17 protein-coding genes are annotated in these 25,629 nt (G+C 55.1%); 9 read left to right on the top strand and 8 right to left on the bottom strand.

The window, feature by feature from the left end; translation table 11 throughout:
* Positions 1–15 precede the first annotated feature (15 nt).
* Together ACR0CW_RS16185 and ACR0CW_RS16180 are read left to right on the top strand one after the other, a co-directional pair.
* On the top strand, positions 16–5,160 hold the full coding sequence (locus tag ACR0CW_RS16185) for a RecQ family ATP-dependent DNA helicase (RefSeq protein ID WP_480788592.1): 5,145 nt from the start codon (positions 16–18) through the stop codon (positions 5,158–5,160).
* A gap of 195 nt (positions 5,161–5,355) precedes the next feature.
* The gene (locus tag ACR0CW_RS16180) at positions 5,356–5,766 is read left to right on the top strand and encodes a PaaI family thioesterase (protein ID WP_480788591.1); all 411 of its coding nucleotides are present in this window, start codon (positions 5,356–5,358) and stop codon (positions 5,764–5,766) included.
* Positions 5,767–5,817: 51 nt separating this feature from the next.
* Here the strand turns inward: ACR0CW_RS16180 and ACR0CW_RS16175 are convergent, their stop codons facing one another.
* On the bottom strand, positions 5,818–7,212 hold the full coding sequence (locus ACR0CW_RS16175; RefSeq protein ID WP_480788590.1) for a pyridoxal phosphate-dependent decarboxylase family protein: 1,395 nt from the start codon (positions 7,210–7,212) through the stop codon (positions 5,818–5,820).
* A 405-nt stretch (positions 7,213–7,617) separates the two neighbouring features.
* Here ACR0CW_RS16175 and ACR0CW_RS16170 point away from each other — a divergent pair, with 405 nt between their 5' ends.
* Positions 7,618–10,296 (top strand): PEP/pyruvate-binding domain-containing protein, encoded by a 2,679-nt coding sequence (locus tag ACR0CW_RS16170; protein WP_480788589.1) that lies wholly within the window; start codon positions 7,618–7,620, stop codon positions 10,294–10,296.
* 133 nt (positions 10,297–10,429) lie between these two features.
* On the opposite strand, the gene ACR0CW_RS16165 is transcribed toward ACR0CW_RS16170, so the two are convergent.
* The gene (locus tag ACR0CW_RS16165) at positions 10,430–11,377 is read right to left on the bottom strand and encodes a DMT family transporter (RefSeq protein WP_480788588.1); all 948 of its coding nucleotides are present in this window, start codon (positions 11,375–11,377) and stop codon (positions 10,430–10,432) included.
* A 442-nt stretch (positions 11,378–11,819) separates the two neighbouring features.
* Between ACR0CW_RS16165 and trpS the strand changes: the two genes are divergently transcribed.
* The 4 genes from trpS (at position 11,820) to ACR0CW_RS16145 (ending at position 18,174) form a co-directional block, all read left to right on the top strand.
* Positions 11,820–12,821 carry a tryptophan--tRNA ligase gene (gene trpS / locus ACR0CW_RS16160; protein WP_480788587.1) on the top strand — a complete coding sequence of 334 codons (1,002 nt, stop codon included), beginning with the start codon at positions 11,820–11,822 and terminating at the stop codon, positions 12,819–12,821.
* 621 nt (positions 12,822–13,442) lie between these two features.
* Positions 13,443–15,143 (top strand): SIR2 family protein, encoded by a 1,701-nt coding sequence (locus tag ACR0CW_RS16155; RefSeq protein ID WP_480788586.1) that lies wholly within the window; start codon positions 13,443–13,445, stop codon positions 15,141–15,143.
* Positions 15,140–15,727 (top strand): hypothetical protein, encoded by a 588-nt coding sequence (locus ACR0CW_RS16150; RefSeq protein WP_480788585.1) that lies wholly within the window; start codon positions 15,140–15,142, stop codon positions 15,725–15,727. Before ACR0CW_RS16155 ends, ACR0CW_RS16150 begins: the two co-directional genes overlap by 4 nt.
* Positions 15,727–18,174 (top strand): AAA family ATPase, encoded by a 2,448-nt coding sequence (locus tag ACR0CW_RS16145; RefSeq protein WP_480788584.1) that lies wholly within the window; start codon positions 15,727–15,729, stop codon positions 18,172–18,174. The genes ACR0CW_RS16150 and ACR0CW_RS16145 overlap by 1 nt, the downstream gene beginning before the upstream one ends.
* 401 nt (positions 18,175–18,575) lie before the next feature.
* Here the strand turns inward: ACR0CW_RS16145 and ACR0CW_RS16140 are convergent, their stop codons facing one another.
* Positions 18,576–20,858 carry an adenosylcobalamin-dependent ribonucleoside-diphosphate reductase gene (locus ACR0CW_RS16140; RefSeq protein ID WP_480788583.1) on the bottom strand — a complete coding sequence of 761 codons (2,283 nt, stop codon included), beginning with the start codon at positions 20,856–20,858 and terminating at the stop codon, positions 18,576–18,578.
* 129 nt (positions 20,859–20,987) lie between these two features.
* On the opposite strand from ACR0CW_RS16140, the gene ACR0CW_RS16135 reads away from it, so the two are divergent.
* Positions 20,988–21,419 carry a DUF1489 family protein gene (locus ACR0CW_RS16135; RefSeq protein WP_480788582.1) on the top strand — a complete coding sequence of 144 codons (432 nt, stop codon included), beginning with the start codon at positions 20,988–20,990 and terminating at the stop codon, positions 21,417–21,419.
* A 2-nt stretch (positions 21,420–21,421) separates the two neighbouring features.
* Here the strand turns inward: ACR0CW_RS16135 and hisG are convergent, their stop codons facing one another.
* From hisG to hisS, 3 genes are read right to left on the bottom strand one after another with little or no spacing between them, the layout of a single operon-like run.
* Positions 21,422–22,111: an ATP phosphoribosyltransferase gene (hisG, locus tag ACR0CW_RS16130; protein ID WP_480788581.1), complete on the bottom strand. Its 690-nt coding sequence runs from the start codon at positions 22,109–22,111 to the stop codon at positions 21,422–21,424.
* Positions 22,108–23,196, bottom strand: coding sequence for an ATP phosphoribosyltransferase regulatory subunit (locus ACR0CW_RS16125; protein ID WP_480788580.1), 1,089 nt, complete (start codon positions 23,194–23,196; stop codon positions 22,108–22,110). Before ACR0CW_RS16125 ends, hisG begins: the two co-directional genes overlap by 4 nt.
* 3 nt (positions 23,197–23,199) lie before the next feature.
* Complete coding sequence (gene hisS / locus ACR0CW_RS16120; RefSeq protein WP_480788579.1) at positions 23,200–24,687, bottom strand: histidine--tRNA ligase; 1,488 nt, start codon at positions 24,685–24,687, stop codon at positions 23,200–23,202.
* A gap of 148 nt (positions 24,688–24,835) precedes the next feature.
* On the opposite strand from hisS, the gene ACR0CW_RS16115 reads away from it, so the two are divergent.
* Positions 24,836–25,030: a SlyX family protein gene (locus ACR0CW_RS16115; protein ID WP_155148085.1), complete on the top strand. Its 195-nt coding sequence runs from the start codon at positions 24,836–24,838 to the stop codon at positions 25,028–25,030.
* Between the two features lie 4 nt (positions 25,031–25,034).
* Here ACR0CW_RS16115 and ACR0CW_RS16110 read toward each other — a convergent pair whose 3' ends face one another.
* Both ACR0CW_RS16110 and ACR0CW_RS16105 read right to left on the bottom strand, forming a co-directional pair.
* Entirely contained in the window at positions 25,035–25,382 is a 348-nt protein-coding gene (locus ACR0CW_RS16110; RefSeq protein WP_209016279.1) for a hypothetical protein, read from the bottom strand.
* Between the two features lie 26 nt (positions 25,383–25,408).
* On the bottom strand, positions 25,409–25,627 hold the full coding sequence (locus ACR0CW_RS16105; RefSeq protein WP_155148081.1) for a hypothetical protein: 219 nt from the start codon (positions 25,625–25,627) through the stop codon (positions 25,409–25,411).
* Positions 25,628–25,629: the final 2 nt, after the last annotated feature.

The raw sequence follows: 25,629 nt of genomic DNA, 5'->3' as shown, positions 1-25,629 counted from the left end.
ATTAAGAGTACTCAAATGCCACGGGAACAATCCAAAATCTTGTCGCGCTGCCTGTCGATTGATTTGGAAGTTGATCCCAAGGAAGCCCAGGTTTTCGCCTTTGCTGCCGTCCCAGAAGGCGATGGAGATGGGATCGTTCATCGGAAAGGTGATCCGAAGGCCGCGCTTGAAAAGCTCGACTTGTTTTGCGCCGGTTTCGCGCATGTCATTGGGCACAATATTCTGCGCCATGACCTGCCGCATCTCATGGCGGTCTCGCCGCGCTTCGCTAAGCTCGCGGACGGACCGATTGACACGCTGTGGCTCAACCCCTTGGCGTTCCCGCGCAATCCCTACCATCATCTGGTCAAACACTACCGCGATGGGCGGCTTCAAAGTGGTCACGTAAACGATCCCGAGCTCGACGCGCGTCTTGTGTTCGAGGTGCTTCGCAACCAGATCGACGCCTTCGTATCGCTGAACACGTTGTCGCCAGAAACGATGATGTCCTATCACTGGCTGTGCTGCCGAGGTCCCGGTAGCGTCGGATTTGATCGGTTATTCAGTGACGTGCGCGGGGCGCCCATCCCGACAGAGGCGGAGGCGCATGAGGCCATTCAGAAGTTGCTAAAAGACTTGGCCTGCGGCGCGCAGGTGGACGCTCTGCTCAAGCGGCTCTCGGACACTGGACTGGGTTGGCCGATGGCATATGCCCTTGCCTGGATTTCGGTTGCTGGTGGGGATTCTGTCATGCCGCCTTGGGTGCGGGCGCAATTCCGTGACGCAGCACGGCTCGTCAAAGACCTGAGAGATACGAATTGTCGTGATCCGAACTGTGCCTATTGCGCAGAGCACAACGATCCCACCCGTGCGCTCGAACGTTGGTTCGGCTTTCCAAGTTTCCGCCCGGAACCAGTCGACGAGGACGGACGCCCGCTTCAAGAAAAGATCGTGGCGACGGCCATGGAAGGCGACAATTTGTTGGGCATTCTGCCGACGGGCACGGGTAAATCAATCTGTTATCAGATCCCTGCGCTGTCTCGGTTCGACAAGACCGGGGCATTGACCGTTGTTATATCGCCGCTTGTGGCGCTGATGGCGGACCAGGTTCAGGGCTTGGTACGGGCCGGAATTTCCTCGGCGGTTACGATTAACGGGTTATTGTCTTTGCCCGAGCGTCAGGATGCGCTCGACAAGGTGCGGCTTGGGGATGCTGCGATCCTTTTGATTTCGCCCGAACAACTGCGCAGCACAACAGTTCGGTCCGTTCTGGCACAGCGCGAGATAGGGCTGTGGGTGTTGGACGAGGCGCACTGCGTGTCTAAATGGGGACACGATTTCCGGCCCGACTATCGCTACGTTTCGCGGTTTATAAAGGAGAGCTCAGGCGACGAACCGGCTCCGGTGCTTTGCTTGACCGCAACAGCGAAGCCGGACGTCGTGCAGGACATCCGCAGTCATTTCAAAGAGCGTTTAGGGTCCGAACTGGTGTTGATCGACGGTGGCGCATCACGGTCGAACCTGAGCTTCCAGGTGCTGCCAACGCAGCGGGCCACCAAGATGACCGATATCCTCGACGCGATCGAGGCCAAGCTTCCGCGTGAGGGCGTGTCGGGAGCGGTCGTCTATTGTGCGACCCAAAACACTACCGAGCGCGTGGCGGAGTTCTTAAAACAACAGGGCATCGCCGCTGAACGGTATCACGCAGGCCTCAGCCCCGATGACAAACGTGAGATTCAGGAGGACTTCCGCGTCGGCAATCTGCGCGTGATCGCGGCCACCAATGCCTTTGGAATGGGGGTCGACAAGCCGGACATCCGTCTGGTGGTTCACGGGGACGTGCCGGGGTCGCTGGAAAACTACCTGCAAGAGGCGGGTCGCGCCGGGCGAGACCGCGAACCTGCAAACTGCGTCCTGTTGTTCAATACCGAAGACGTTGATCGTCAGTTCAGCCTCAGCGCGCGTTCTCGACTCGCGCGGCACGAAATCGGCGCGATCCTGAAGGCGCTTCGGCGCCTTGATGCTCGGACCGGAAAAGGCGGTGAAATTGTCGCTACACCCGGTGAGATCGTTCATGAGGAGAAAGAGCGAGATTTCCAGCGGGACAGCAATACCGACGATACGCGAGTGAAGACGGCCGTCGCCTGGCTGGAAGAAGCACATCTTCTGAATCGCGAAGAAAACCGGGTGCAGGTGTTCCCCGCCTCGCTCCGAGTAAGAAGCATGAAGGAGGTCCGTGAAATCCTTGCCTCCGCTGAGATCACCGAGCGGCGGCGCGAGGATCTGGCCGCCATCGTGCAGCATATCATCAACGCGCCGCAGGAAGAGGGCATCACCACGGACGAGCTCTGCGGGGTCAGTGGGCTGACGATGTCGGGCGTTCGCAAAGCTTTGGCGGATCTCGAGGCCTTGGGGATTGCAAAGGATGATACCAACATCACCATCTTCGTGCATGTGCGCGTCGAGAATGCCTCACCGAAACGATTCCAAGCAGCATCCCGGTTGGAAGCAGACCTGATTGCGATCCTTAGAGAGCACGCGCCAGACGCGGACATCAATGAGGCTGTGCCCTGCCATCTGGCCTCTGTGGCGCAGGCCCTGCGGGAGCGGGGACACGCCTCCGTGCGGCCCGATATTGTCGAGGGGTTGCTTCGTGGGATTGCGCAGGATGGCCGCGACATGGACGGCGGAAAAGGCAACATTGGCCTGCGCAAGGTGTCCAAAGGCAGTATCATGGTGCGAATCCAAAGATCATGGGGGATAATCGAACAGACCGCTCAACTTCGCAGGCAGGCCGCAGAGCGTTTGGTTTCATACTTGATCAACAAGGTTCAGGCCGGCCTACGTGGGAAAGATGTTCCCGTCGAGACCACGCTTGGCGACCTTCTTGCAGCGATTAACAGCGATGCGCTGTTGAGGGCATCTGTCAATGATCCAACCAAACTGATGGACCGGTCGCTTCTATGGCTGCACGAACAGCAGGTGGTGACTCTGGGTAAGGGATTGTCCGTGTTCCGCTCCGCCATGACGTTGCATATCAATCCGAAAGGCGGCGGTTTCACCACCCAACATTTCGCGCCGCTCGAAGACCACTACACCGAACAGACCGTCCAGACCCACGTGATGGCGGCTTATGCGAACAAAGGCATCGGCGATATCGATCAGGCTCAGCGGCTCGCGCATGACTATTTCGCAATGGAGCAGTCCGACTTCATGAAAGCTTGGATGCCGGGAAAAATTTCGGAGTTCAGACGGCAGGCAACGCCCCAGTCCTTTGCCGAGATCGTCAACAATCTGGGGAATTTGACGCAAGAGCAGATCGTGCGTGACGACCGCGAACAGACCAATGTGCTTGTGCTTGCGGGACCGGGATCTGGCAAGACACGTGTGCTGGTCCATCGCGTCGCCTATCTGGTCAGGATCAAGCGCGAAGATCCAAACGGTATACTGGTGCTCGCCTACAATCGTCACGCGGCCGCCGAGATCCGGGAACGCCTGCGTCAACTGATTGGCGAAGATGCTCGCTTCGTGACGGTCTTGACCATCCATGCCTTAGCCATGCGTTTGGTTGGCGCGAGTTTCGCCGGACGGGTGGCGGCCGATGAACCTGATTTCGAGACGCTTCTGATCGATGCGGCACGTCTCTTGCGTGGCGACGGGCTGGACAAAATCGAGTCCGAAGCCTTGCGAGAGACATTAATTCAAGGTTTTCGATGGATTCTCGTGGACGAATATCAGGACGTTGGGCCCGAGGAATACGCCTTGATCGCAGCGGTGGCCGGTCGCAGTATCGACGACCCCGATCAACGGATCAGCCTGTTTGCGGTCGGCGATGACGACCAGAATATCTATGCGTTTGCCGGCGCATCGGTGCGGCACATCCGGCAATTCGAACAGGACTATTCAGCCAAGCCGGTCTTTCTAACCGACAATTACCGCTCGTCGAAAAACGTCATCAGCGCCGCGAACGCCGTGATCGAAGGATCTCGGGAACGTATGAAAACAGGGCATGGGATTACCGTCGACAAATCGCGGCAAAAGGACCCGGCCGGGGGTATCATGGAAAGCCTCGACCCGGTTGCGCAGGGGCGGGTTCAAATCCTTGGCTGCCCGGCCGGAAATGACGCTCAGGCCCTTGCGGCGGTCAACGAGATGATCCGCCTGTCAAAACTGATCCCGGATTGGAGCTGGAAGGGCGCGGCAATCATTTCTCGTGATTGGCGCAAGCTTATGCCAGTCCGCGACTTTGCCGAGGCGCATGGAATTCCAGTCGAAATGGCGAACGAAAACTTGCCAAGTGTTTGGCGTACCCGTGAGATGCGGAGATTCATCGACGGCCTACGCGAGAGGCGCGCAGCCTTGGTCAGCTTGAGCGACCTGACCGAAATCCTGAACACGATACCCTCAAGCCGTTGGACTGACCGGATCGGCGAGGGACTTGGCCAACTTGCGCGTGAAGTTGATGGTAAAGCGCTCCCGAGCCCTGACGTGATCGAATGGTTTGCTGAATGGTCGAAGGATTCATGGGGCGAGCAGCGCGGCCTCAAATTATTGACGGCGCACCGCGCGAAAGGCCTCGAATTCGACGATGTCGTGATCCTCGATGGCGGTTGGGAACGGCCCTCGCGAAACGAAGATCAGGACGCGCCGAGGCGATTGTTCTATGTCGCTATGACACGTGCACGGCGAAATTTGATCGTCATGAGCAACGACAATCACGAATACCTTCCCACCGAGTCACCTTCCGTCGTCACGCGGCACGTGGTACCCAACTTGGCGACAGTCCCTGGCCCACGCCGGTTCTTTCAATCGCCCGAAATGAAGATGGTCGACCTGTCATTTGCAGGACGCCAAGATGATCGGCACATTGTTCGTGACGCGATCGCCGAAGCACGGGTCGGCGCGCCAATCAAGCTCTCCAGCGTCGGAGATCGTTGGCAGATCGAAGATCTTCAAGGGCGGGCCCTCGGGCGGATGGCAAAAGCATTCGCGCCCCCGAAGGGCACGAAATTTGTCACCGGCGAGATCGCGGCCATCATTCACTGGCGTAAGGAAGATGCAGATGAGCGTTTTCATCACCTGATGAAACGCGCTAATTGGGAAGTCGTTGTGCCTGAACTTGTCTTCGAAGAGGTCAAGGGGGCTGAAAGGGTTTTCGGAAAGCACCAGAACGGCAAGTAGGGGGGAGAGCAGACCTTCGCTGCACTCGGCACCAAGGTCTGTTTTGCGGACCTTCCGGACATTCACGGCAGTGGCTCGAATGTCCGGTTGCAGCGCTTTTCATCACCACGCCCCGGTAAGGCCAAATGCGCAAGTTCTGGGTCGAATTCAGGTTTTTCAGATGCGAGCACGCTCTTGCCACTGAAAGCTGAGAGTATGGAAACGAACATCAGACAAAAACTGGCTGAGAACAAGTGGAAGGGCGAAATCGGCTTTACCATCGAAAGCCGCGAGCCGGAACGCATGGTTGCCAGAATGCCGGTAACCGAAGCCGCAAAGAATCCGTTTGGGACGATGCACGCTGGCGCCCTGATCTGGTTTGCCGATATCGCAGCAACCTTGTGTGCCATCGGCGACCTGGACAGCATTGGTGAAGACGGGTCAGGTTTCCCGCTCGCCGTTGATCTTCATACGGTCTTGTCGGGTAACGAAAAGGCGGGCGATCTGATTGCAACCTCCACAACGGTCAAACGCGGCGGCAAGCTCATTGTCATTCGCACCGATGTTCGCGGCGACACGGGGCGGCTGTTGATCGACATGACAACTACGCATCTGCGCGCCGGTTGACCAATTGGATAGGCGCCCGCGGTACTTGCGGTGGGCGCGCATTTCCTTGCCTCAAAGTGTCGTCAGGAAAGCCGTCAACTGATCAATGGTCGCTTCATCCGTGCGTCCATTGGTAACGCAGGCCCGCAAAACCGGTTTTCCCTCGAACACCGCCTTGGAAATCCAGAACCGGCCATCTTCATGAACTGCATCGACATAACGTTGTACAGCGTCGTTCCCTTCCGGCGGAACCATGCAACTCACCCCCATGAGAGACCGGTTTGCCTCCGTCCAACCTGCCTTTCTAAGGTTTTCCGTGAACCGGTTGGTCAGGCGAATTGAGCGTTCAACATGGTCTCCGTAGCCGTCCCATCCGGCAGCACCAAGGGCGAGGAACAGGCGCAACCCCACGAAGCGGCGCGACCACTGGTTGGAATTCACATAGAAATCCTTGGCCGCCTCGCTTTCCGGCATGTAGCTGGCCGAAATCCGGAAAACTTGGGCCGGTATGTCGGGGCGTGAGGTCAGGAACATGCCAGCCCCCATCGTGGTGGCGAACCATTTATGGGCGTCAATCGTGATTGAATCCGCCTGTTCAATGCCGTTCAACACCGACCGTCCTGCCGTGCTGGCAATCATCGCGCCACCCCAGGCCGCATCGACGTGAAACCACATGTCATGCTCTTGCGCCAGAGTGCTGCAATCCTTGAGTGGGTCGATCATCCCGGCATTCGTAGTGCCAGCCGTGGCCACGATCAGGACCGGGACGCATCCGCTTTTCAGATCCTCATCAATGGCGGCCGCCAAACAACCCGCGTCCATCTGCCCTTGACCGTCGGTCGCGATCAATCGAACGGCGTTGCGTCCAATGCCCGCTGAATGCGCCATCTTCAACCATGCAAGGTGGCTTTCCTTCGAGACGTAAATCGTCGGCTGACCACCGAACGCATAGATGCCCTTGTCGCTGTACTCCGGGCATTTGGCCTGCAAGGCACATAAAACAGCCGTCGAATTGGCCTCGGCCCCACCACTGGTGAAATGCCCCCCGGCCCCCTTGGGAAACCCGGCGCGCCGGGCCAGTTCATTGATGACATGTTGTTCGATTTCGACAGCAGCAGGCGCATGAGAATACACGCAGATTTGCGGATTGAAGGCTGATGCAATCCGATCCGCACATTCTGCGGCAAACGTAGGTGCCGGATTGAACAGGCCGAGATACCCCGGATGCGTCATCTGCACGCTGCCAGTGTCGAGCGCATCAATCACCCAGTCCATCAGCGGTTCAAGGTCTTCTGCGTGGTCAAACCGTTTGGACTGCAGCTCTTCCAACCAGTCAGGCGTCAACTCAGCCGAGGTGGCCTTGCGACTGGCATAGTTGCGGCGTGCCTGGCTCAAACGTTCAGTCAACGCGTTTTCCGCATCCGTTAACTGATCAAAATCCGGGAAGAGTGCGTCGCGTCCGTGCATCGGGAAATCCTGTGATTGTTCAGTGTGAAACTACCCACACTGAATTGGCACTTCGACCCGAAACATGCGGTATTCACGGGGCTATCATTCCAAGGTTTCTATCCAGATGTGAAGCAAAGACGGCTTTCGGCACATCGCTTCAAAATGTGCAAAGCACAGCATCGGGCAAAATGGGCTCAGAGCTGCCGTTCGCTGCTTACGGCATGAATGACCGAGATGCGCGGAATGCGGACTTTGAAACCCAGAACACTCCCCCTCAGCAACAGCCACACATAGCGTTCCTCAAGAGAGGTCATGTCAGATCACGTCGAGTGACTAACGCCATGTAACCAAGCGACCACTGAAATTCTTGATCTGACTTAGAATAGGCCGCAAACTTTCAGTTGTTTTTGGAGATTTCCCTTTATGTCAACTCATACCGTTCATCTGTTTTCAGAAACCCCAATTCCCGAACTCGTCCAGGTAGGAGGCAAAGCGCTTTCCCTGTCACGTATGACACAAGCTGGATTGCCGGTTCCTCCCGGGTTCACTTGCTCCGTCAATTTCTTCAAGCCTTGGCTGGACGTTATGATGGCTTCGGAAGAATGGGCTGCAACTAAATCCGCGATCCAAAATGGCATGGCGCTTCACGATCCCACAGAGGCGCTAAAGGGTATTTGTTCAAGCTTGCCTTTGACTGATGATCAGAGCAATCAGCTTGAAACTGCCCTTCGTGAGTTCCCAGTTGATTGTCTCTTTGCGGTCCGCTCTTCCTCGCCGGAAGAAGATTTGGCGGGGGCGTCCTTTGCGGGGGTGTACGAGACTTACTTGGGCGTAAATCGCTCCACCTTGCACAAGGCGTTACAGGACGCTTTTTCCTCGGCTTTTGACGAACGGGTTTTTGTATACAAACAACAGCATGGGTTTGCCTTGGATGCACCACGCATCGCCGTTGCCGTTCAAATGCAGATTGCTTCAGAGATGGCCGGTGTTGGGTTTTCGCTAAACCCCTTCAACAACGACTATGATGAAGCGGTTATCAACGCGAATGTCGGGCTTGGCGAATCTGTGGTTTCCGGCATGGTGACACCCGATCAGTTCGTGGTGAACCGCTATTCGTCCGAAATCGTCGAACGTCAAAAAGGCAGCAAGCAACTGGGTGTTTACCTCAAGCCAGATGGAGGTGTCGAAGAACGCCCGAACCCGAATGCTGCCGACTATTGCTTATCCGACGATCAGGTCCTCGCAATCACTGAAATGCTGGGCAAGATCGAAGCTTACTATGAAATGCCCATGGATATCGAATGGGCCTATTCCGAAGGAGAACTCTATCTCCTGCAAGCCCGTCCAATTACTTCGCAAATTCCACTTCCGCCAGAGATGCTGACCGAACCCGGCGCCAGACGCCGGCTATATTTCGATTTCGGTCTTGTGGACGTGATGACTATCAATCAGCCCATGACCCCGCTGACAATCGACTGGATGTTCGGATCTCTTGGCCAATGGCTGACCCCCTATATTGGCCCGGTCGAACTACGCGCAGACGGCGCTCCTGCTGAAAGTTTTGCTTTTGGCGCGGGCGGGCGCCCCTTCATCAACTTTTCGCAAGTTCTGAAATTGGTGGACGTGCGCCGCTTTTCGGGATCCGGCGGAACAACTTCAATGATGGACGATATCACCGCGCGCCTGTTCGCGAATATCGATGTGGATCGCTACAAGGCTGAATCAAAAATTCCCGGTTTGCGCTGGGGGTCCCTACTGCTCCACGTCCCGCGCTCGATGATCTCGATGGGCCGGTTTGGCCTCAAAGTGTTGGCTGCCACACGTAACCCGGAAAAATTCCGAGGCCACTATGACACGGATATCGCAAAGGCCATACGGGACATAAAGAACTCCAACTATGAACATTTATCATTGCGGAAGATGATCGCCCAGATGGACAAGGATCAGACGCCAATCATCGGTGGCGTCGCGGCCCCGCCCGGGCAGGCCTACTTGATGGCTGTGGGCAAGTTTATGAAATTGCTGAATAAGGTTGTCGACACCACCAGCGTTGAGGGCAGGCAGATGGTGCAGGCACTAACAACCGGGTTTGAAGGCAATGAAGCCGCCAACATCGGCATACAACTCTATCGCATGTCGAAAATGCTGTCCCCCGATGACATGGGCGATCTTGATGCATTGGCGGCTCGGATCAAGTCGCGCAAACTGCCCGACAACTTCATGTCAGCGTGGGACGCCTTCATCGACGAATTCGGCGCGCGTGGCCCAAGTGAGCTGGAACTATCCAATCCGCGCTATGGCGATGAGCCGCGTCTCGCGCTGGAACAGATGTCCTACATGGCCAATAGTTCAACCAACCCGGAAGCAATGCAGAACCGCAATGTGGCAGCGCGTAAGTTGGCTTATGAAAAACTGTTGCAAATGACCAGCGGCCGAACACGGAGAAAAATCGAGAAATCCTACAAGCTTATGGATATTTATGGACCTGCGCGGGATACGCCCAAATACCTTTGGGTGCTGAATAATTACGCCGTTCGGCGACGCGCTTTGAGCGAAGGAAAAAACTATGTTGAGGTCGGCCGATTGGACTCAGCTGAAGACATATTCTGGCTGACGCTGGACGAAATCGACTCCGCCGATGCTGATCCAGAATTGGACATGCGCGCCTTAAGAGATGCTAAACAGCCCTACTACCAAAAGCTTAATCATGTAGTGACCTTCCCGCATCTGATAGATTCACGCGGTCGGATTGGCCAAGTGAAACGCCCCGAAGGTGATCCAAACACTCTGGTTGGCACCGGAATTAGCAGCGGCAAAGCCAAGGGGCGTGTGAAGGTTCTGTTGAAGCCGCGTGAAAAACCAGTTGAAAAAGGTGACATCCTGGTCACGTTCACCACCGATCCCGGTTGGACGCCATTATTCGTCAATGCCGAAGCGGTGGTTTTGGAGATCGGCGGGATGCTGCAACATGGCGGAGTCGTGGCCCGCGAGTACGGCAAACCCTGTGTTGTAGGCATACAAGGCGTCACGCGCGAATTGAAAGATGGGCAACTGGTCGAGGTGGACGGAACATCGGGGACGGTGAAATTGCTGGAGGGGTAGTACCTCAAAAAAGAAGAGGAACTAAACATTTCCGTCGGCACCGAGCGCAAACCCAACCAATGTCTGCTTTGAGCTTAAAGCCGACATGCGCTATGCATGCCGCGATTGTAAGCTCCGGGCCGAGTGTATAGCCTTAGATTGGAGGTACCGCACGCACTGTAACCAGCTGTCTGGCCGCGACCCTTTCGCGATGTATCATATACAGCCCCGCACTGATTATGATGGCAATGCCAAGCAGGCTAAGTGTGTTCGGGAAGTCATTGAAGACAAGATAGCCGAACAAGGTCGCGACCGGCAGCTCAAAATACTGCAGCGGTGCCAGCGTGACGGAAGGCGCAAAAGACAGCGCATACGTCATCATCATGTGACTCACCGTTGCGAAAAAGCCAGCGCCCAAAAGCCACAACAACGCGATGTCTGTCGGCCAAACGGGATCAAACAAATTAGAGCCGGAACCTTGCGCAACAATTAGAGCTGGAATGCAAAACAGGCTGGCGATCAGGCCGGTGTGGAATTGCAGGGTCACAGGGTGCACCCGACGCGACAACTCCCGGGTCAAAAGAATGTAGAAAGCGAAGGCAACTGCTGTGCCAAGCGGAATAATGGCAACCGCGCCGAAAGCTGCGAAACTGGGCTGGATGACGAACAACACCCCGACAAACCCCACAAGCGCCGCGCCGACGCGACGCGGGCCGACATCTTCACCAAAATAAAACTTGCCGACCAACAAGACGATGAAAGGGGCAACGAACACGATTGCCAGCGCATCGGCAAGGGGCATCACCCGGATTGCGGCAATGAAGCAAAATGTTGCGAACACCAGCAGCAATGAGCGGAAAACCAGCACCATCACCTGATCTTTCGCCACGCGCAACGACAGTCCCATTATCCAGATGAAAGGCGCCATCAACGCGCATTGCACCACAAACCGCGCAGCCGTAATCTGCCCAACCGGCACACTGGTCGACGCGAGTTTCGCAGACACATCCAGCAAAGGAGCGGTTAGGCAAAACCCCAGCATCAGCGCGACGCCGACAAGGGTGCGATCCGGAGATTGAGGTATGGTTTCAGCAGAGGTCATCGTTTCATTTAAATATGTCGCCAAATGCGTGTCTGTTCTCAATACGACGACAGGCAAAAGCCCCGCAATCCACGAGTTCAGGTTGAAGTGGATATAGCGCTCGCGGCGAATGTCTCCTCTGAAGGGACGCACAGCCGCATGAGGTGTAAGGGCCAAAGGGCAGCTAAGGGCCGTCCCTGCATCGCATAGCGACCCCGATCGCGAACGTGCTGAACTGCATCTGTGTTCAGCCTCGAGCCCTTTCCACCATTTGATTGACCAGTAGTCTTGCAGACGATAGTCAGTGTTCCATGGAAAACACTACGATCATCGTAATGACTTGGTGGCTGGCCTCCTGACGGGGTGGCCGGATGACCAAACGTATTCCGAGGCCGCCGCATGGGCGGCCTATTGTTTTCCGAGCTTCCCGATGCGCCGCCTCCCTTTTCATGAGAAGACGCAAATGAATAAACCAACCATTCTAACAGGTGACCGCACCACGGGGCCGCTTCACATCGGACACTATGCAGGCTCGCTTGCAAACCGGCTGCGCTATCAGGACAGTCATGAACAATTTCTGCTGCTGGCGGATACCCAAGCCCTAACCGACAACGCCCACGACCCGGAAAAGGTGCGGCGCAGCGTGATGGAGGTCGCGCTGGACTATTTGGCCGTGGGCATTGATCCCTGTCGCACCACCATCTGCCTGCAATCGCATCTTCCGGCGTTGGCGGAGTTGTCGATGCTCTACCTGAACTTCGTCACGGTCGCGCGACTCGAACGGAACCCGACGATCAAGGACGAAATTCGCGTGCGCGGGTTCGGACGGCATATTCCCGCCGGATTTCTATGTTACCCGGCGGCACAGGCGGCGGACATCACCGCTTTCAAGGCGACGGTCGTGCCCGTCGGTGAGGATCAAGCCCCGCTGATCGAGCAAACGAACGAGATCGTGCGGCGCATCAACGCAACCGCAGGCGGCGCCGTCTTGCCCGAGGTGCGGGCGATCATCCCCCGGGCGGGCCGGTTGCCCGGTATCGACGGCAAGGCCAAGATGTCGAAATCCGGCGGCAACGCCATTGCGTTGTCCGCGTCTTCCGAGGAGATCCGAAATGCTGTCAGGGCGATGTTCACCGATCCGAACCACCTGCGTGTCGAAGACCCGGGCTGCATCGAGGGCAATGTCGTCTTTACCTATCTCGACGCCTTCGATCCGGACCAGGAAGGGCTTGCCGAGCTCAAGGCTCAGTATCGGAGAGGCGGGCTTGGCGACAGCAAGATCAAGGCGCGTCTGGAAGCTATCCTTCAGGAGCTCATCGCCCCAATTCGCGAGCGTAGGGCACAGCTCTCCGAGGACCGGGGATACATTCTTGATGTGATCAAAGAAGGCACGGAACGGGCGCGAGAGCGCACCGAGGCGACAAGGCGGGAAGTGATAAGCGCCTTGCATCTGTTCCAGTTGTAGATGACCAGACGCAGGCAACCGGATGAAAGTCCGTTTCGCCTGCTCTTTCGACCTTCGCCCTTCTCTCACTCACGGTGTCCGACCTATTGTCATGTGGCAAGCTTAGGCAGCAGTTTCATCTCGTTCATAGCGGGTCGGCGAGTTTAAGGCCGTCAACATCCAACCGTTGTCCGGATCGAACGTGCACAGCCGTTCCGGCGCTAAACGCTCTTGAAAAAGGTCGGTGACCTCTTCCTCGTACTCACGTGAACCTTCAAACAACTCCGCAAAGGTAGTCGTTTAACATTCAAACTCGACCCGATGGATCATCGACATCAACCCGGGGCGTCCTTGGCGGTCAACCCACGCCCCTGCCCGTTACAATGGTGGTCAGCCCTTTGACAGGCAGATACAACCAGAGATCGGCTCACATAACACCCGTTCGGCGAGGTTCGCAGTTTGTTCCGGATTTCAGCGTTCCACTATCAGTTGTGCTATTGAGTGGAAAAGTGAAACCGAAAGGTGCGGAATCGGTCCCAACTTCTCAATATTTGGTCTTGCAGAGGTAGGGCTAAAACCAGCACAAAGAGACGAGCACAACCCAACCGTGTGATTTGAAATTAGATTTAAGAGAAGTACAGATTGAAAAAAAATGAAATATCACTGCTGGACGCGCTTGAGCTACTAAATGGCAAGTTCTCAGAGCTTTCCGAGCATTTTGCCCAAGGGGAATATGCGTTCTGGTTAGGCTCAGCGATCTCTAAAGAACGAGTGATTGGCCTCGACGGGGTACTGAGTAAGCTAATTGAATTTCTGCGGGAACATTCAACACAAGAAGAAGCCTGTCCATTTCAGCGCGCCCTCAACGACGTCTTGGAAATCGCAAAACTATCTAAAGCAGAGCAAGATCAGATCGATTTTTCGAAACCAGCTTCCGAATGGCCTTGTATCGACTCAATAGTCGACAAGTTATGGAATAGTTACTCGGAAGTCCTGTCAGTTAGAGTTTCGGGAAAGCCAATGGATTACCTTCTTTGGGAAGGTTTAGATTTCAAGACCACTTTCGCTAACCAAGAGCCAGACTTAGAGCACTTGGCAATTGGTATGCTTGTTCTCGAAGGCGTTGTTAAGGACGTCTCAACCGCCAACTGGGATGGGCTCCTTGAAGCAGCAATGGAAGAACTCGGACACAATGGAACAGGTTACCGGGTCACCGTTACGGGAAAGGACTTTCAAGGACCTGAGGCTTGCGCCACACTTTACAAATTCCACGGTTGCGCACTGCGCTCTATCGAGAATGAAGACGTGTATAGGCCTCTACTTGTAGCCCGGGATCTTCAAATCATTGGCTGGATGACCAACGAGTCCTTTAGAATGGTCCGGGAACAACTTCATGCACTTATCCAGCGGAAGAAAACTCTAATGATAGGGCTGTCGGCTCAAGATCCAAATATCAAAAACCTGTTCGGGGGAAATGGGGAAGGAAAAGTTTGGCAGTGGGACAACCACCCGACGCCGATAGTATTTTCTTCTCTCAACATCGGTTCACACCAACAAACTTTACTGGGCGTAACTTATGGTGAAGAAGCTTTTGGTGCCAACCAAGACGAGATATTGGATCGGGCCAAGTTTCCTGCTTATTCCAAATCGTTTCTAACTGCGCTTTTACTCGATGTTTTAACTAAGAAACTTGTCACTCTGTCAGAGGATGTGAAGGCCCCAAGCTTTCAGGAACAGGATTTTGAAAAGATCAATCAGGGGCTCCAACATCTAAAAGGTCAAGTTGCACAAGCAGGTGACAGTAACAGAATGAATCTCGTTAGGAACATTGCACTGACAATTGCTCGAGCAAGGCACCAACTTCAAGATGGCGTTAGCGAACCTGGTCGATTGCGCTACTATCCTTTAGACAATGATCCGGTTCACTTGATGAAAGGTAAACAACAGCTTGCTTCAACTGGATTACGTGAAGCTTCTGCGGCACTTGGAATAATCGGGGTTGGCGACAAGGAGCAAAAATGGGTCACTTCAATAGGTGATCCACTGGAAGCTAACTCTGGTGTTCTCAAACTATCCTCGCAGAACGCAGAAGCACGAGTGTTTTTTGCAGCCAATGATGATGTGATCACTGATCTCATCGACTGCGGAGCATTCAATGAAGATGATCCGGACGCCGTAGTTATTTGTTCTAAACGCGTCAGCCCTCGGCAGCAGAGAAGCCCAAGCGCGAACTTAAGAGGTGCACGCAATCAGCCGCGATACGTTGCTTTTGGTCCGTTGCTAAAGGAGTGTGATAGTATCGATGACCTCTATGGTGAGTTCCGCATGGAGGTGGCCATATGACGACGTCTGAAAAAGTGCGGGAAATTCTGATTCAAGAAGGAGGTTTCCGCGAGCTACCGAGCCCGCTTAAGGTTGGATCGCTTTCCTTTAATTTTGGGCGAGCTTTGGTCGGCGGCGAAAAGTCAAACGATCTCGTGATCGTGATCGAGCTGAATAGCGCCTCTGATGATGCAGAAGTCGTCAGAAAGATATTTGCTCTCACGAGAGCGTTAGATGTTTTGCAGTCACGACGCTCTGTTACGGTTGTTTTGACGTTGGGGCAGGCTAACCCGGAAATAATAAGATCTCTCGGAACTGTTTGCCGTGTGCTTTCAGTTGGCGCACCAAGTGGCCCGGATGCCGAACAAGAATTGCGTGATTGGTTGTCGGTTTTGTTGCCCCTCAAGCTTCCCCCACCTGTTGGCGATATCGAAAACTGGCAAGCCGAAGTCGGTGAGAAGATCACCAACCCGAACGATGAAATCTTTGTACAAGGATTACTCAGTCGATCCGAAAGTGGTGAAGCTGCAATAAAACAAATTCTGAGAGAAGCAATATTTGAAGCTGTACGAGAACCGCTCGCCGAGGAGCAGGAGAACGATTGATGTCGCCTAAACTGCAATCCATAGTCATCGAGAACTTCCGCAGCATTCGGGGAAAGATTGCAATTCCTATGAATGCGCAGGTCGTTCTAATCCACGGTTCGAACGGCATGGGCAAAACCAGCGTTCTTTCAGCACTCGAGTTAGGATTGACGGGTCACCTCGCTCACCTTGGAGATGACAAATTTGGCTATCGAAAGTTCCTAACGAATTTTGGGGCAGAGTCTGGCAAGATCGAACTGAACTTGGCCTCTCCACTTGATGGTCAGACCAAAACCCGTGGAGGTGTCGAGTTTTCTAACACAAGTTTTTCTGCCAACGCGGTGCTTTCAGAAGACGAAGCACGATTTTTTTCTGAGCGTTGCTTTCTACCGCAGTCCACACTTGGGCGGCTACTTGAAATCTACGATGAAAAGAAAGCCTCAACAAACTCACCTCTAACCCTATTCGTCAAAGAACTTCTGGGCCTTGATCCTTTGGACGCTTTGGTGGATGGGTTGCATCCAGCGCTTCACGTTTCAAGGTTAAAGAATTTAGTCCCAGAATACCGACGAGTTGAAGACTTGAAAAAGTCCCTTCAAACTCAACAGGATGAATTGCAAACAAAATTGAATGCCCGAAGAACTGAGCTCAGCAATGTCGGCAGCGATCTGAATGATTCTTTTGCGAAAGTGCTTCCTGAACTTGGTGTAAACATAGAAGAGCAGCTTGACCTCGGAGAAGCTCGGAAGATCATCCAGCTCAGTCAGGATGACAACTCTCGACTGCAAAATTCCCATAAACTGCGCTCGAAGCTACTTTCATTACAAAAGAACTGGGAAGAACTGCCGGATTCGACTGACATGAAGAATGTCTCGAGTTTGTCAAGCGACGAACGAAAGGCGACCGAACGCTACCGGGCTTGGTCAGATGGCCCAGGAAATGCACTCGACGACGTGCTCGAAGACATGAAAGGTATTTTTCCGGATATTTTACCCTATGATCGAGGCCCCGAACGGGCAAGAGCACATGCTGAAGAACAAGCTGTTAACGAAGTGAAGCGCTTAGAAGCGTTGATTCAAAGTGCGGCCGAAGTTGAAGCAAATTTCAACAATTTGACTTCTAAGATAGAGCGTGCGACCGCCAAGATAAGTGAGCTTAATCAGCAAGTTAATTCTGGGATAGGAGACGTTCAGGCGCTTGCACGAGCTCTCGCAGGTGTGACCCCACACATTTCCGGTGAGAATTGCCCTGTTTGCGATCGCGATTACTCAGAACTTAACTCAGGTTCCTTGGCGTCACATGTAGCAAGTAAAATTGGGACGCTAACAACTGAAGCCGGTCGACTACAGGCCGTCGCTGAAGAACGAGCTGCAGAGAGTCAACTTCTGTCTACCGCGCAACGAGAAATACTGAGTGTAGAACAGGCTTTAGTTGACGCCGCAGAAGTTGTGCAGTGGCGGTCGCAAAAGGCGGCGATGCAACAGTTTTCAATTACCTTGGCCTCAATGAAACCGGAAGCTCAACTGGGAACCGAACTGATGGAACAGGCATCTCTCGCGCGCGTTCAACTTAGAAGAGCACAGCAGGATAGAGAGTTGTCGTCAACACTGCTTGATGAAGCATGGGACCTGATTTTGAAAATTTCACAGAAATTACCTGCAGATTTCCAAGATGTAGACGAGGCATTGAAATTTGCCGAGCTCAAAATCGAGCAAAAAGTCGAAGAAATTGAGGCATTCAATTCAATGAGGATCGTATGTCTAAAGACCATAGATGCTTATGAAGAACTGCACGCATCAGTCTCAAGACTTGAAGCGGAAGATCGCCAGCTTTCGCAACGCTTGGAGCTAATCGAGACCGCAGACCAGAGAGTGTCCGACATTCGACAAGACGCAAAGAAAGTATCTACCGCTGCCAGCGTAGTGCGCTCCTCAATAGTCAAACGGGTTTTCAGCAGTTCACTGAACACACTCTGGCGAGATCTATTTTTAAGGTTAGCCCCGTCTGAGCAATTTGTTCCTGCGTTCAAGTTGCCCACTGACGACAAAGGAGAGGTTGAGGCCGTTTTACAGACCTTGCATCGATCTGGAGAGGCATCGGGATCTCCTGGAGCAATGCTGAGTCAAGGCAATCTTAACACCGCAGCTTTGACACTGTTTTTGGCACTGCACCTTTCCGTGCCTATCAAGCAACCATGGCTGGTCCTTGACGATCCTGTGCAGTCGATGGATGACGTACACATAACCCAATTGGCTGCACTGCTACGGACCCTTTCCAAAGGTATGAACCGCCAAATCGTTGTGGCAGTTCACGAAAGAGCCCTCTTCGATTATTTGACACTCGAGCTCAGCCCTTCCTTTGAAGGCGACAGGCTTATAGCAGTGGAAATTTCAAAGAATTTCGCTGGAGACACAATTGTTGAACCCAAAGAGTTTAATTATCAGCAAGATCCGGCAATAGCGGCGTGAAACCAACTTCCAAAGTGTGAGTTTTTCTCTGAGCAATTGCACCGACGATCTGCTCCAAAGAACTGTGCCTTGTGTTGAAGGTTTCGGAGTTTTTTCCTTAACCGAAGCGGACTCAGCGTTCGCAAGCGACCACGGGCACACCCAGGCTCAACTACCTAACGCACGGTTTTGAACGTAAGCAATGAGGTTATCGGCCCAAACGGGCCGATGCGCCTTGGCACACGCCAGCTTTTTGGGGAGCGCGCGCGCCAAGGCGCTAACCATTCCTAAGGCATCCCATCTCAATTGAAATTGCCACCGCCTCAAAAGCGGTGGCAAAGTTTTTATGGTCAAAGTTGCAGTTTTGGCTGGTTAAATTGCAAACTGATGCAGGCTTTCACAAATTCAAATCAGGCTGACGGTTAACCGCACTTGGAGTGACCACAGCTTCGGCAAGTCATACACCCTTCGATCATGACCATGTCGTATTGTCCGCAGGATGGGCATGCCTTGCCACGCCGAGCATCCATATTGACCACCTGCGCCTGCGGATCGGATTTCAGCCCCATCCCTTCTCCTTCGAGAAAACCGATGGCGACCATGTGCTGTTCAATCACACCACCAATTGCGGCCAGAATTGATGGGATGTACTTGCCCTGAACCCAGGCACCACCACGCGGGTCGAACACCGCTTTCAGTTCCTCAACCACAAATGACACGTCACCACCACGACGGAACACTGCCGAGATCATACGCGTCAGGGCCAGCGTCCAGGCATAATGCTCCATGTTCTTCGAGTTGATGAAAACCTCGAATGGTCTGCGACGCCCGCCTATCACGATGTCGTTGATGGTCAGATAGATCGCGTGCTCGCTGTCGGGCCATTTCAGTTTATATGTCGACCCCTCAAGCGATTGTGGTCGATCCAGTGGCTCGGACATGTAGATGACATCGCCACCATCAACTTCATGAGGCGCATCCGCGCTTTCGCCGGGCACTTTGTCCGAACTTTCAGAAACCGTCAGGACAGAACCCGTTACATCATTCGGTCTGTAGGTGGTGCAACCCTTGCACCCCAGATCCCATGCTTGCATGTAAACGTCTTTGAACGCGTCAAAGCTGATATCTTCGGGGCAGTTGATGGTTTTGGAGATCGAACTGTCGATCCATTTCTGTGCAGCGGCCTGCATCTTTACGTGATCAGACGGAGACAGCGTTTGAGCGTTGACGAAGTAGTCCGGCAATTCAACATCCCCAAACTTGTCGCGCCACATCTGTACCGCGTAATCCACAACCTCTTCTTCGGTACGTGAACCATCTTTCTGCAGAACCTTGCGGGTATAGGCATATGCGAAGACCGGTTCGATCCCAGACGACACGTTCCCAGCATAGAGCGAGATCGTCCCGGTTGGCGCGATTGATGTTAGCAAGGCGTTGCGAATGCCATGCTCGCGGATCGCATCGCGTACGTCGTCATCCATCTGCAGCATCGTGCCGCTGTCCAGATACTTCTCAGCGTCAAACAGGGGGAAGGCGCCTTTTTCCTTGGCCAAGTCTACTGACGCCAGATAAGCGGCGCGAGCGATTGCGTGCAGCCAGCGCTCGGTCTGGCGCGCCGCTTCGTCCGAGCCATAGCGCAGGCCCAGCATCAGCAGGGCATCGGCCAGTCCGGTGACACCCAGACCGATCCGGCGCTTGGCCTGGGCTTCCGCTGCTTGCTCCGGCAACGGGAACTTCGACGCATCCACCACGTTGTCCATCATCCGAACGGCGGTTGCGACCAGCTCTTGCATAGCCGCCTCATCAAGATGAGCGTCTTTTTCGAACGGATCCGCAACCAGACGTGCCAGATTGACCGAACCTAAAAGACAAGCACCATAGGGCGGCAAAGGTTGCTCACCGCAGGGGTTTGTTGCCGCGATTGTCTCGACATAGCTCAGGTTGTTGGCCTGATTGATCCGATCAATGAAGATTACACCCGGCTCCGCATAATCGTAGGTTGCCTGCATGATCTTGTTCCAAAGATCACGCGCCTGAACGGTGTGATAGACCTTGTCGCCGAACACCAGCTCCCATGGGCCGTCAGCCTTGACTGCCTCCATGAAGGCGTCTGTCACCAGCACCGACATGTTAAACATACGCAGGCGCGCAGGGTCGGATTTGGCGGTAATGAAGTGCTCGATATCCGGATGGTCGCAGCGCATGGTCGCCATCATCGCACCCCGGCGTGAACCAGCCGACATGATCGTGCGGCACATGGCGTCCCAGACATCCATGAACGACAACGGCCCCGAGGCATCAGCGGCCACGCCATGCACATCCGCGCCGCGCGGACGAATGGTTGAGAAATCGTAACCGATTCCGCCGCCCTGCTGCATCGTCAATGCGGCCTCTTTCAACATGTCAAAGATGCCACCCATGCTGTCCGGAACCGTCCCCATGACAAAGCAGTTGAACAGGGTAACGCGCCGCGCGGTCCCCGCTCCGGCGGTAATGCGCCCTGCAGGAAGATATTTGAAATCTTCCAGAGCCTCGAAAAACTTCTGCTCCCAATGTGCGGGGTCATTTTCGACCTGAGCCAGATCGCGCGCGATGCGACGCCACGAATCCTCGACCGTCTGGTCGATGGGTGTGCCATCCGCCTGTTTAAAGCGGTATTTCATGTCCCAGATCTGCTCGGCGATGGGGGCGGCAAAGCGGCTCATTGGTGATTCCCTGTCTTGAAAGAGGCACCCAGATTAGACCATTTCAACGCCCGACTACAACAGCTTGATGACAATCGCGCATGAGCTACAATATAAAGGTGGGCCTAGGGACGACTCTGTGGGAAAGCTGTGGATAAGTACGTAAACCTCATAAAACTTTCGGTCGGATCGGAAAGCGTCGACACCCTGATCGCGTGGCAGGATACCTACCGCCAGCGGTTCGAGGACAGCTTGCCCCGCCATGTCACCCGTATGTGGCCCAAGCGCGAGGCAGAGATTCTGAACGGCGGGTCGATCTACTGGGTGATCAAAGGCGTCGTGCAGTGCCGACAGCGTATCCTGAGACTGGATGAGGTTATCGGCGACGATGGCATTCGCCGTTGCGCTATCGTGTTGGAATCCGAAGTGCATCGCACCCAAAACGCCCAGAAACGACCGTTTCAGGGTTGGCGTTATCTAAAGCCCGAAGATACCCCCGCAGACCTGCCCAAAGGCAAGTCGCAGGATGATGCTCTGCCCGAAGATCTAAACCGGGCGCTGGCTGAGATCGGCGTCCTTTAAGATCAGCTCAGCCGATCCATCAACTCAGACAGTACCGCTTTATCAGCCGGGCTATAGCTGGCTTCTCGGCTGCGCCACAGGGTCGCCTGCGACTTCAGGATCAAACCATCAGACAGGATCTTCAGGTGATTGGCCCGCAACGTTTCACCGGTTGAGGTGATGTCAGCGATGGCTTCGGCGGTTTCATTGACCACCGTGCCTTCCGTTGCCCCCTGACTATCCACCAATGTGTAGTCGGCCACCCCTGCATCGGTCAGGAATTCCCGCACCAGCCTGTGGTACTTTGTTGCAATGCGCAGCCGGTGCCCGTGGGTTCTGCGAAATGCAGCCGCAGCACCATCCAGATCGTCCAGCGTATCGACATCCACCCAACAGGCTGGGGTGGCAATGATCAGGTCAGCCTGACCGAAGCCCAAAAGGGATACTTCTTCGACTTGCTGCTCCCATCGGGGTAATTTCTCATGCACAAGGTCAGTACCCGTTACACCCATGTGGATGCGCCCCGCCGCTAGCTCGCGCGGGATTTCACCAGCGGAAAGCAGGACCAGCGAGACGCCGTCTATCCCTTCGACTTTGCCGGCATACTCGCGGTCAGATCCGCTGCGGGACAGGATAATCCCGCGTTTTTCAAACCATGAGAAGGTTTTTTCCATCAACCGGCCCTTCGAGGGCACACCCAGTTTCAGGCTCATTGCGCCGCCTCCTCGATCTCGAGCATCAGGTCCGGTCTCAGCACACCACCAACCGCAGGTATTTCCGCGCCGTTACCCAGCTGCCGAGTCAGGGCGTCATACCGTCCCCCCGTGGCGATAGGAGGCAGATCAGGGCGACCCTCGGCATAGAAACCAAAGACAAACCCGTCATAGTATTCCATCGACGTACGCCCATAGGCAGCCTCGAAATCCAACTTTTCTACATCGACACCGCGCGCCTGCAGTGAAGCGATCCGCGTCTCCAACCGGTCCAGGGCTGGTGTGATCTGAGGAAGATCGACGGCTACATCGCGCAATTGTTCAAGCGCAAAAGGCATTGTCTCGCGCACGGTTAACAGCGACTCAAGACCCGCAAGTTCGTTGTCGGAAATGGGTGGCGTGTCCCGATCTTCGCGCAACGCTTCAATGCGTGCCTCGATCTCTGATGCACGTCGCTTTCCGATCATCGGAGCCTCGAAAGCCATTGGATTAGCCGCCGATAGCAATTCGCTGCGCAATTCCGGTTCAGGCTTACGTCCAGCAAATCGATCCAGCAGAATGCGGAACCGGCGGGGTCGCCACAAGTGCCGCATCAGAGCGGACTTACGACGGTCAGTCGTGCGCAGGCCCTGTACCGCAGCGATCAGAATACCAATGTCCCCGGTAGCCGCACGCAAAGGCAATCCACGCAATTGCAGAGCAAAGAGCGAAAAGACCTCAGCGTCTGCCCCTGCAGGATCATCGCGGTCAAAGACCTCATACCCGACCTGAATGTACTCGTTGGCCCGGTCCGGATCATGCTCCTGACGGCGAAACACTTCACCGGAATAGGTATATCGTGCCGGCTCGGCCCCTTCTGTCATGTGCATCTGCACAACGGGCAGCGTAAAGTCAGGGCGCAGCATCTGTTCGCCGCGCAGAGCGTCTGAGGTCACATACGCCCGGGCGCGGATATCCTCGCCGTAAAGATCAAGCAACGTTTCCGCCGGTTGCAGCAAAGGCGTATCGACAACCTGCGCACCAGCGGCCTCGAACCGGACGCGCATCATCGCGGCGCGGGCCTGTATCTGAGAACGGTTGGCCATGGATCAGTCCTGACTGTCCAGAATTTCACGCACTTTGGCGACCAGATCACCACGTGCCACTTCGAACTGGCTGGGGCGTTCTTTCCATTCCTCCAGCGTGGCACTTTCGGCAATTTTCGCGCCCAGGATCAGATCCTTGATTTGCACGATCCCGTTGGCCTTTTCGTCACCGCCTTCGATCACCGCGATCGGAGAGTTCCGCTTGTCCGCATATTTCAGCTGATTGCCAAAGTTCTTGGGGTTACCCAGATAAACCTCGGCCCGAATACCCGCGTTACGCAGCTCGGCCACCATCGCCTGATAATCCGCCATCCGGTCGCGATCCATTACGGTAACGACCACAGGGCCGGTCGCTTGCGCGGCGATCCTGCCCTTCTCACGCAGTGCGGCCAGCAGTCGATCGACGCCGATAGAAATACCCGTCGCGGGAACTTCCTGTCCGGTGAATCGCTTGACCAGATCGTCATAACGTCCACCGCCCGAGACTGATCCAAACTGCCGCTTGCGGCCTTTCTCGTCGAAAATTTCGAAGGTCAGTTCAGCCTCGTAAACCGGGCCAGTATAGTAGCCCAGACCGCGCACAACCGAAGGATCGATCTCGATCCGGTCCGCTCCGTACCCACCTGCATCGAGCAGTGCGCCGATCTGCTCCAACTCGGCAATTCCGTCCACGCCGATCTTGCTATTACCCACAGCGGCACGCAGATTGGCCAGCGTTCCAGCGGTATCCGCGGCCTTCGAGGTCAGGAAAGCAATCACCGGCTCTGCCTGATCGTCGCTGAGACCAACTCCGTCAATAAACGCACCCGATGCGTCCAAACGGCCTTTGGTCAGCAACTCACGCACACCTTGCTCGCCCACCTTGTCGAACTTGTCGATGGTGCGCAGGACATTGTCACGAGCGGCAAGGTCATCGCCAAGGCCCATCGCCTCAAGCACGCCGTTCAGAACTTTGCGGTTGTTGACGCGCACCAGATAATCGCCGCGCGGAATGCCGACGGTCTCCAACGTATCAGACAGCATCGCGCAAATCTCGGCGTCCGCGGCCATCGAGGCCGTACCCACCGTATCGGCATCGCACTGATAGAACTGGCGGTAGCGACCTGGTCCGGGCTTTTCGTTGCGCCAGACCGGCCCCATCGCATAGCGGCGATAAGGCGTCGGCAGATCGTTGCGGTGCTGCGCATAGACCCGTGCCAGTGGTGCGGTCAGGTCATAGCGCAGGGCCATCCAGTCGCCCTTGTCGTTTTCGTCAACTTCCTGCCATGCAAAGACCCCCTCATTCGGGCGATCCACGTCTGGCAGGAACTTGCCCAGCGCTTCGACGGTTTCCACAGCGCTGCTTTCCAGCGCATCAAAACCGTATCGATGATAGACGCCAGCAATGGTCCGCAGCATCTCAGTTCGCTGCGAGACTTCCGAGCCGAAATAGTCGCGGAACCCTTTCGGCGTGATTGCCTTGGGGCGGGGCTGTTTCTTGGGCTTGGCCATTTTGGGGCGTCCTTGGGAGGTTTATGTTCCGCGCGCGGTCTATCCCATGGCCCTGATCGGGGCAAGCCAAGCCTCTGTCGCAGGGCATGGTTTCTCTGGTCATGAGATTGCAGGGCCGCTATGACCGGCCCAAGCAGAGGAGCCCCGAATGCAGCATCTGGAAGAACAGATCGCCCATCTGACCCGCACGGTCGAAGAGCTGAACACGGTCGTCACACGCCAACAAGACGAAATCGATCGCCTGACCCGTCGCGTCGAAATGCTGCTGCAGCGCGAGGCTGAACGGGCACAGGAAGGGTCAGGCGGCGTTGTCATCGGAGACGAACGCCCGCCTCACTACTGACGGTTCAAAACCCCAGCGTTGTTTTCACCGCGTTGTCGACCACTCCACCCAACAGGGCGTTCTTGTCCGCGGCGCATCCATCCGACAGCGCGGCTATGAATGCTTCACGCAGCTGTGCTTTTTCTTCATCCGTGGTCGCATGATCTTCGATATTGACCTGACGATTGTAGAGCGACAAAGCCGTCATCTTCTGAACAACCGCCACTACAAATTCTTCGTCGCCATCCGCCTCTTCAGCAATCGAGGCGCACGTATAGTGCATCAGGGGCAATGCATCCTGCACCATCTGATCTGCTGCATCATCGGCCATCGCCACACTGGGACCCGCAAAGATCACGGCGTAAGCGGACATTCTGAGTTTACTTAACCGCATCGCAATCACTTCCAGTTATGTCCGATAATGGCCCCAGCGACACCGCCGATCGCTGCACCTTTGCCATCGCCAACCAGCGCCCCAACACCTGCGCCAATCAGGGCGCCTTCAATTGTATTCTTTTTCTTTTTGTTGTCCGCATATCCTGCGGTCGCAGATGCCAAAATCAGCGAGGTTGCCGCAGCGATAGTGAAAAATCTGAATCCAGTACCAGCAATCGTCATCT

The sequence above is a fragment of the Ruegeria sp. CH6 genome (genome assembly GCF_056537005.1).
The sequence above is the reverse complement of the archived record's forward strand: the minus strand, read 5'-3'. Positions and strand labels throughout refer to the sequence as shown.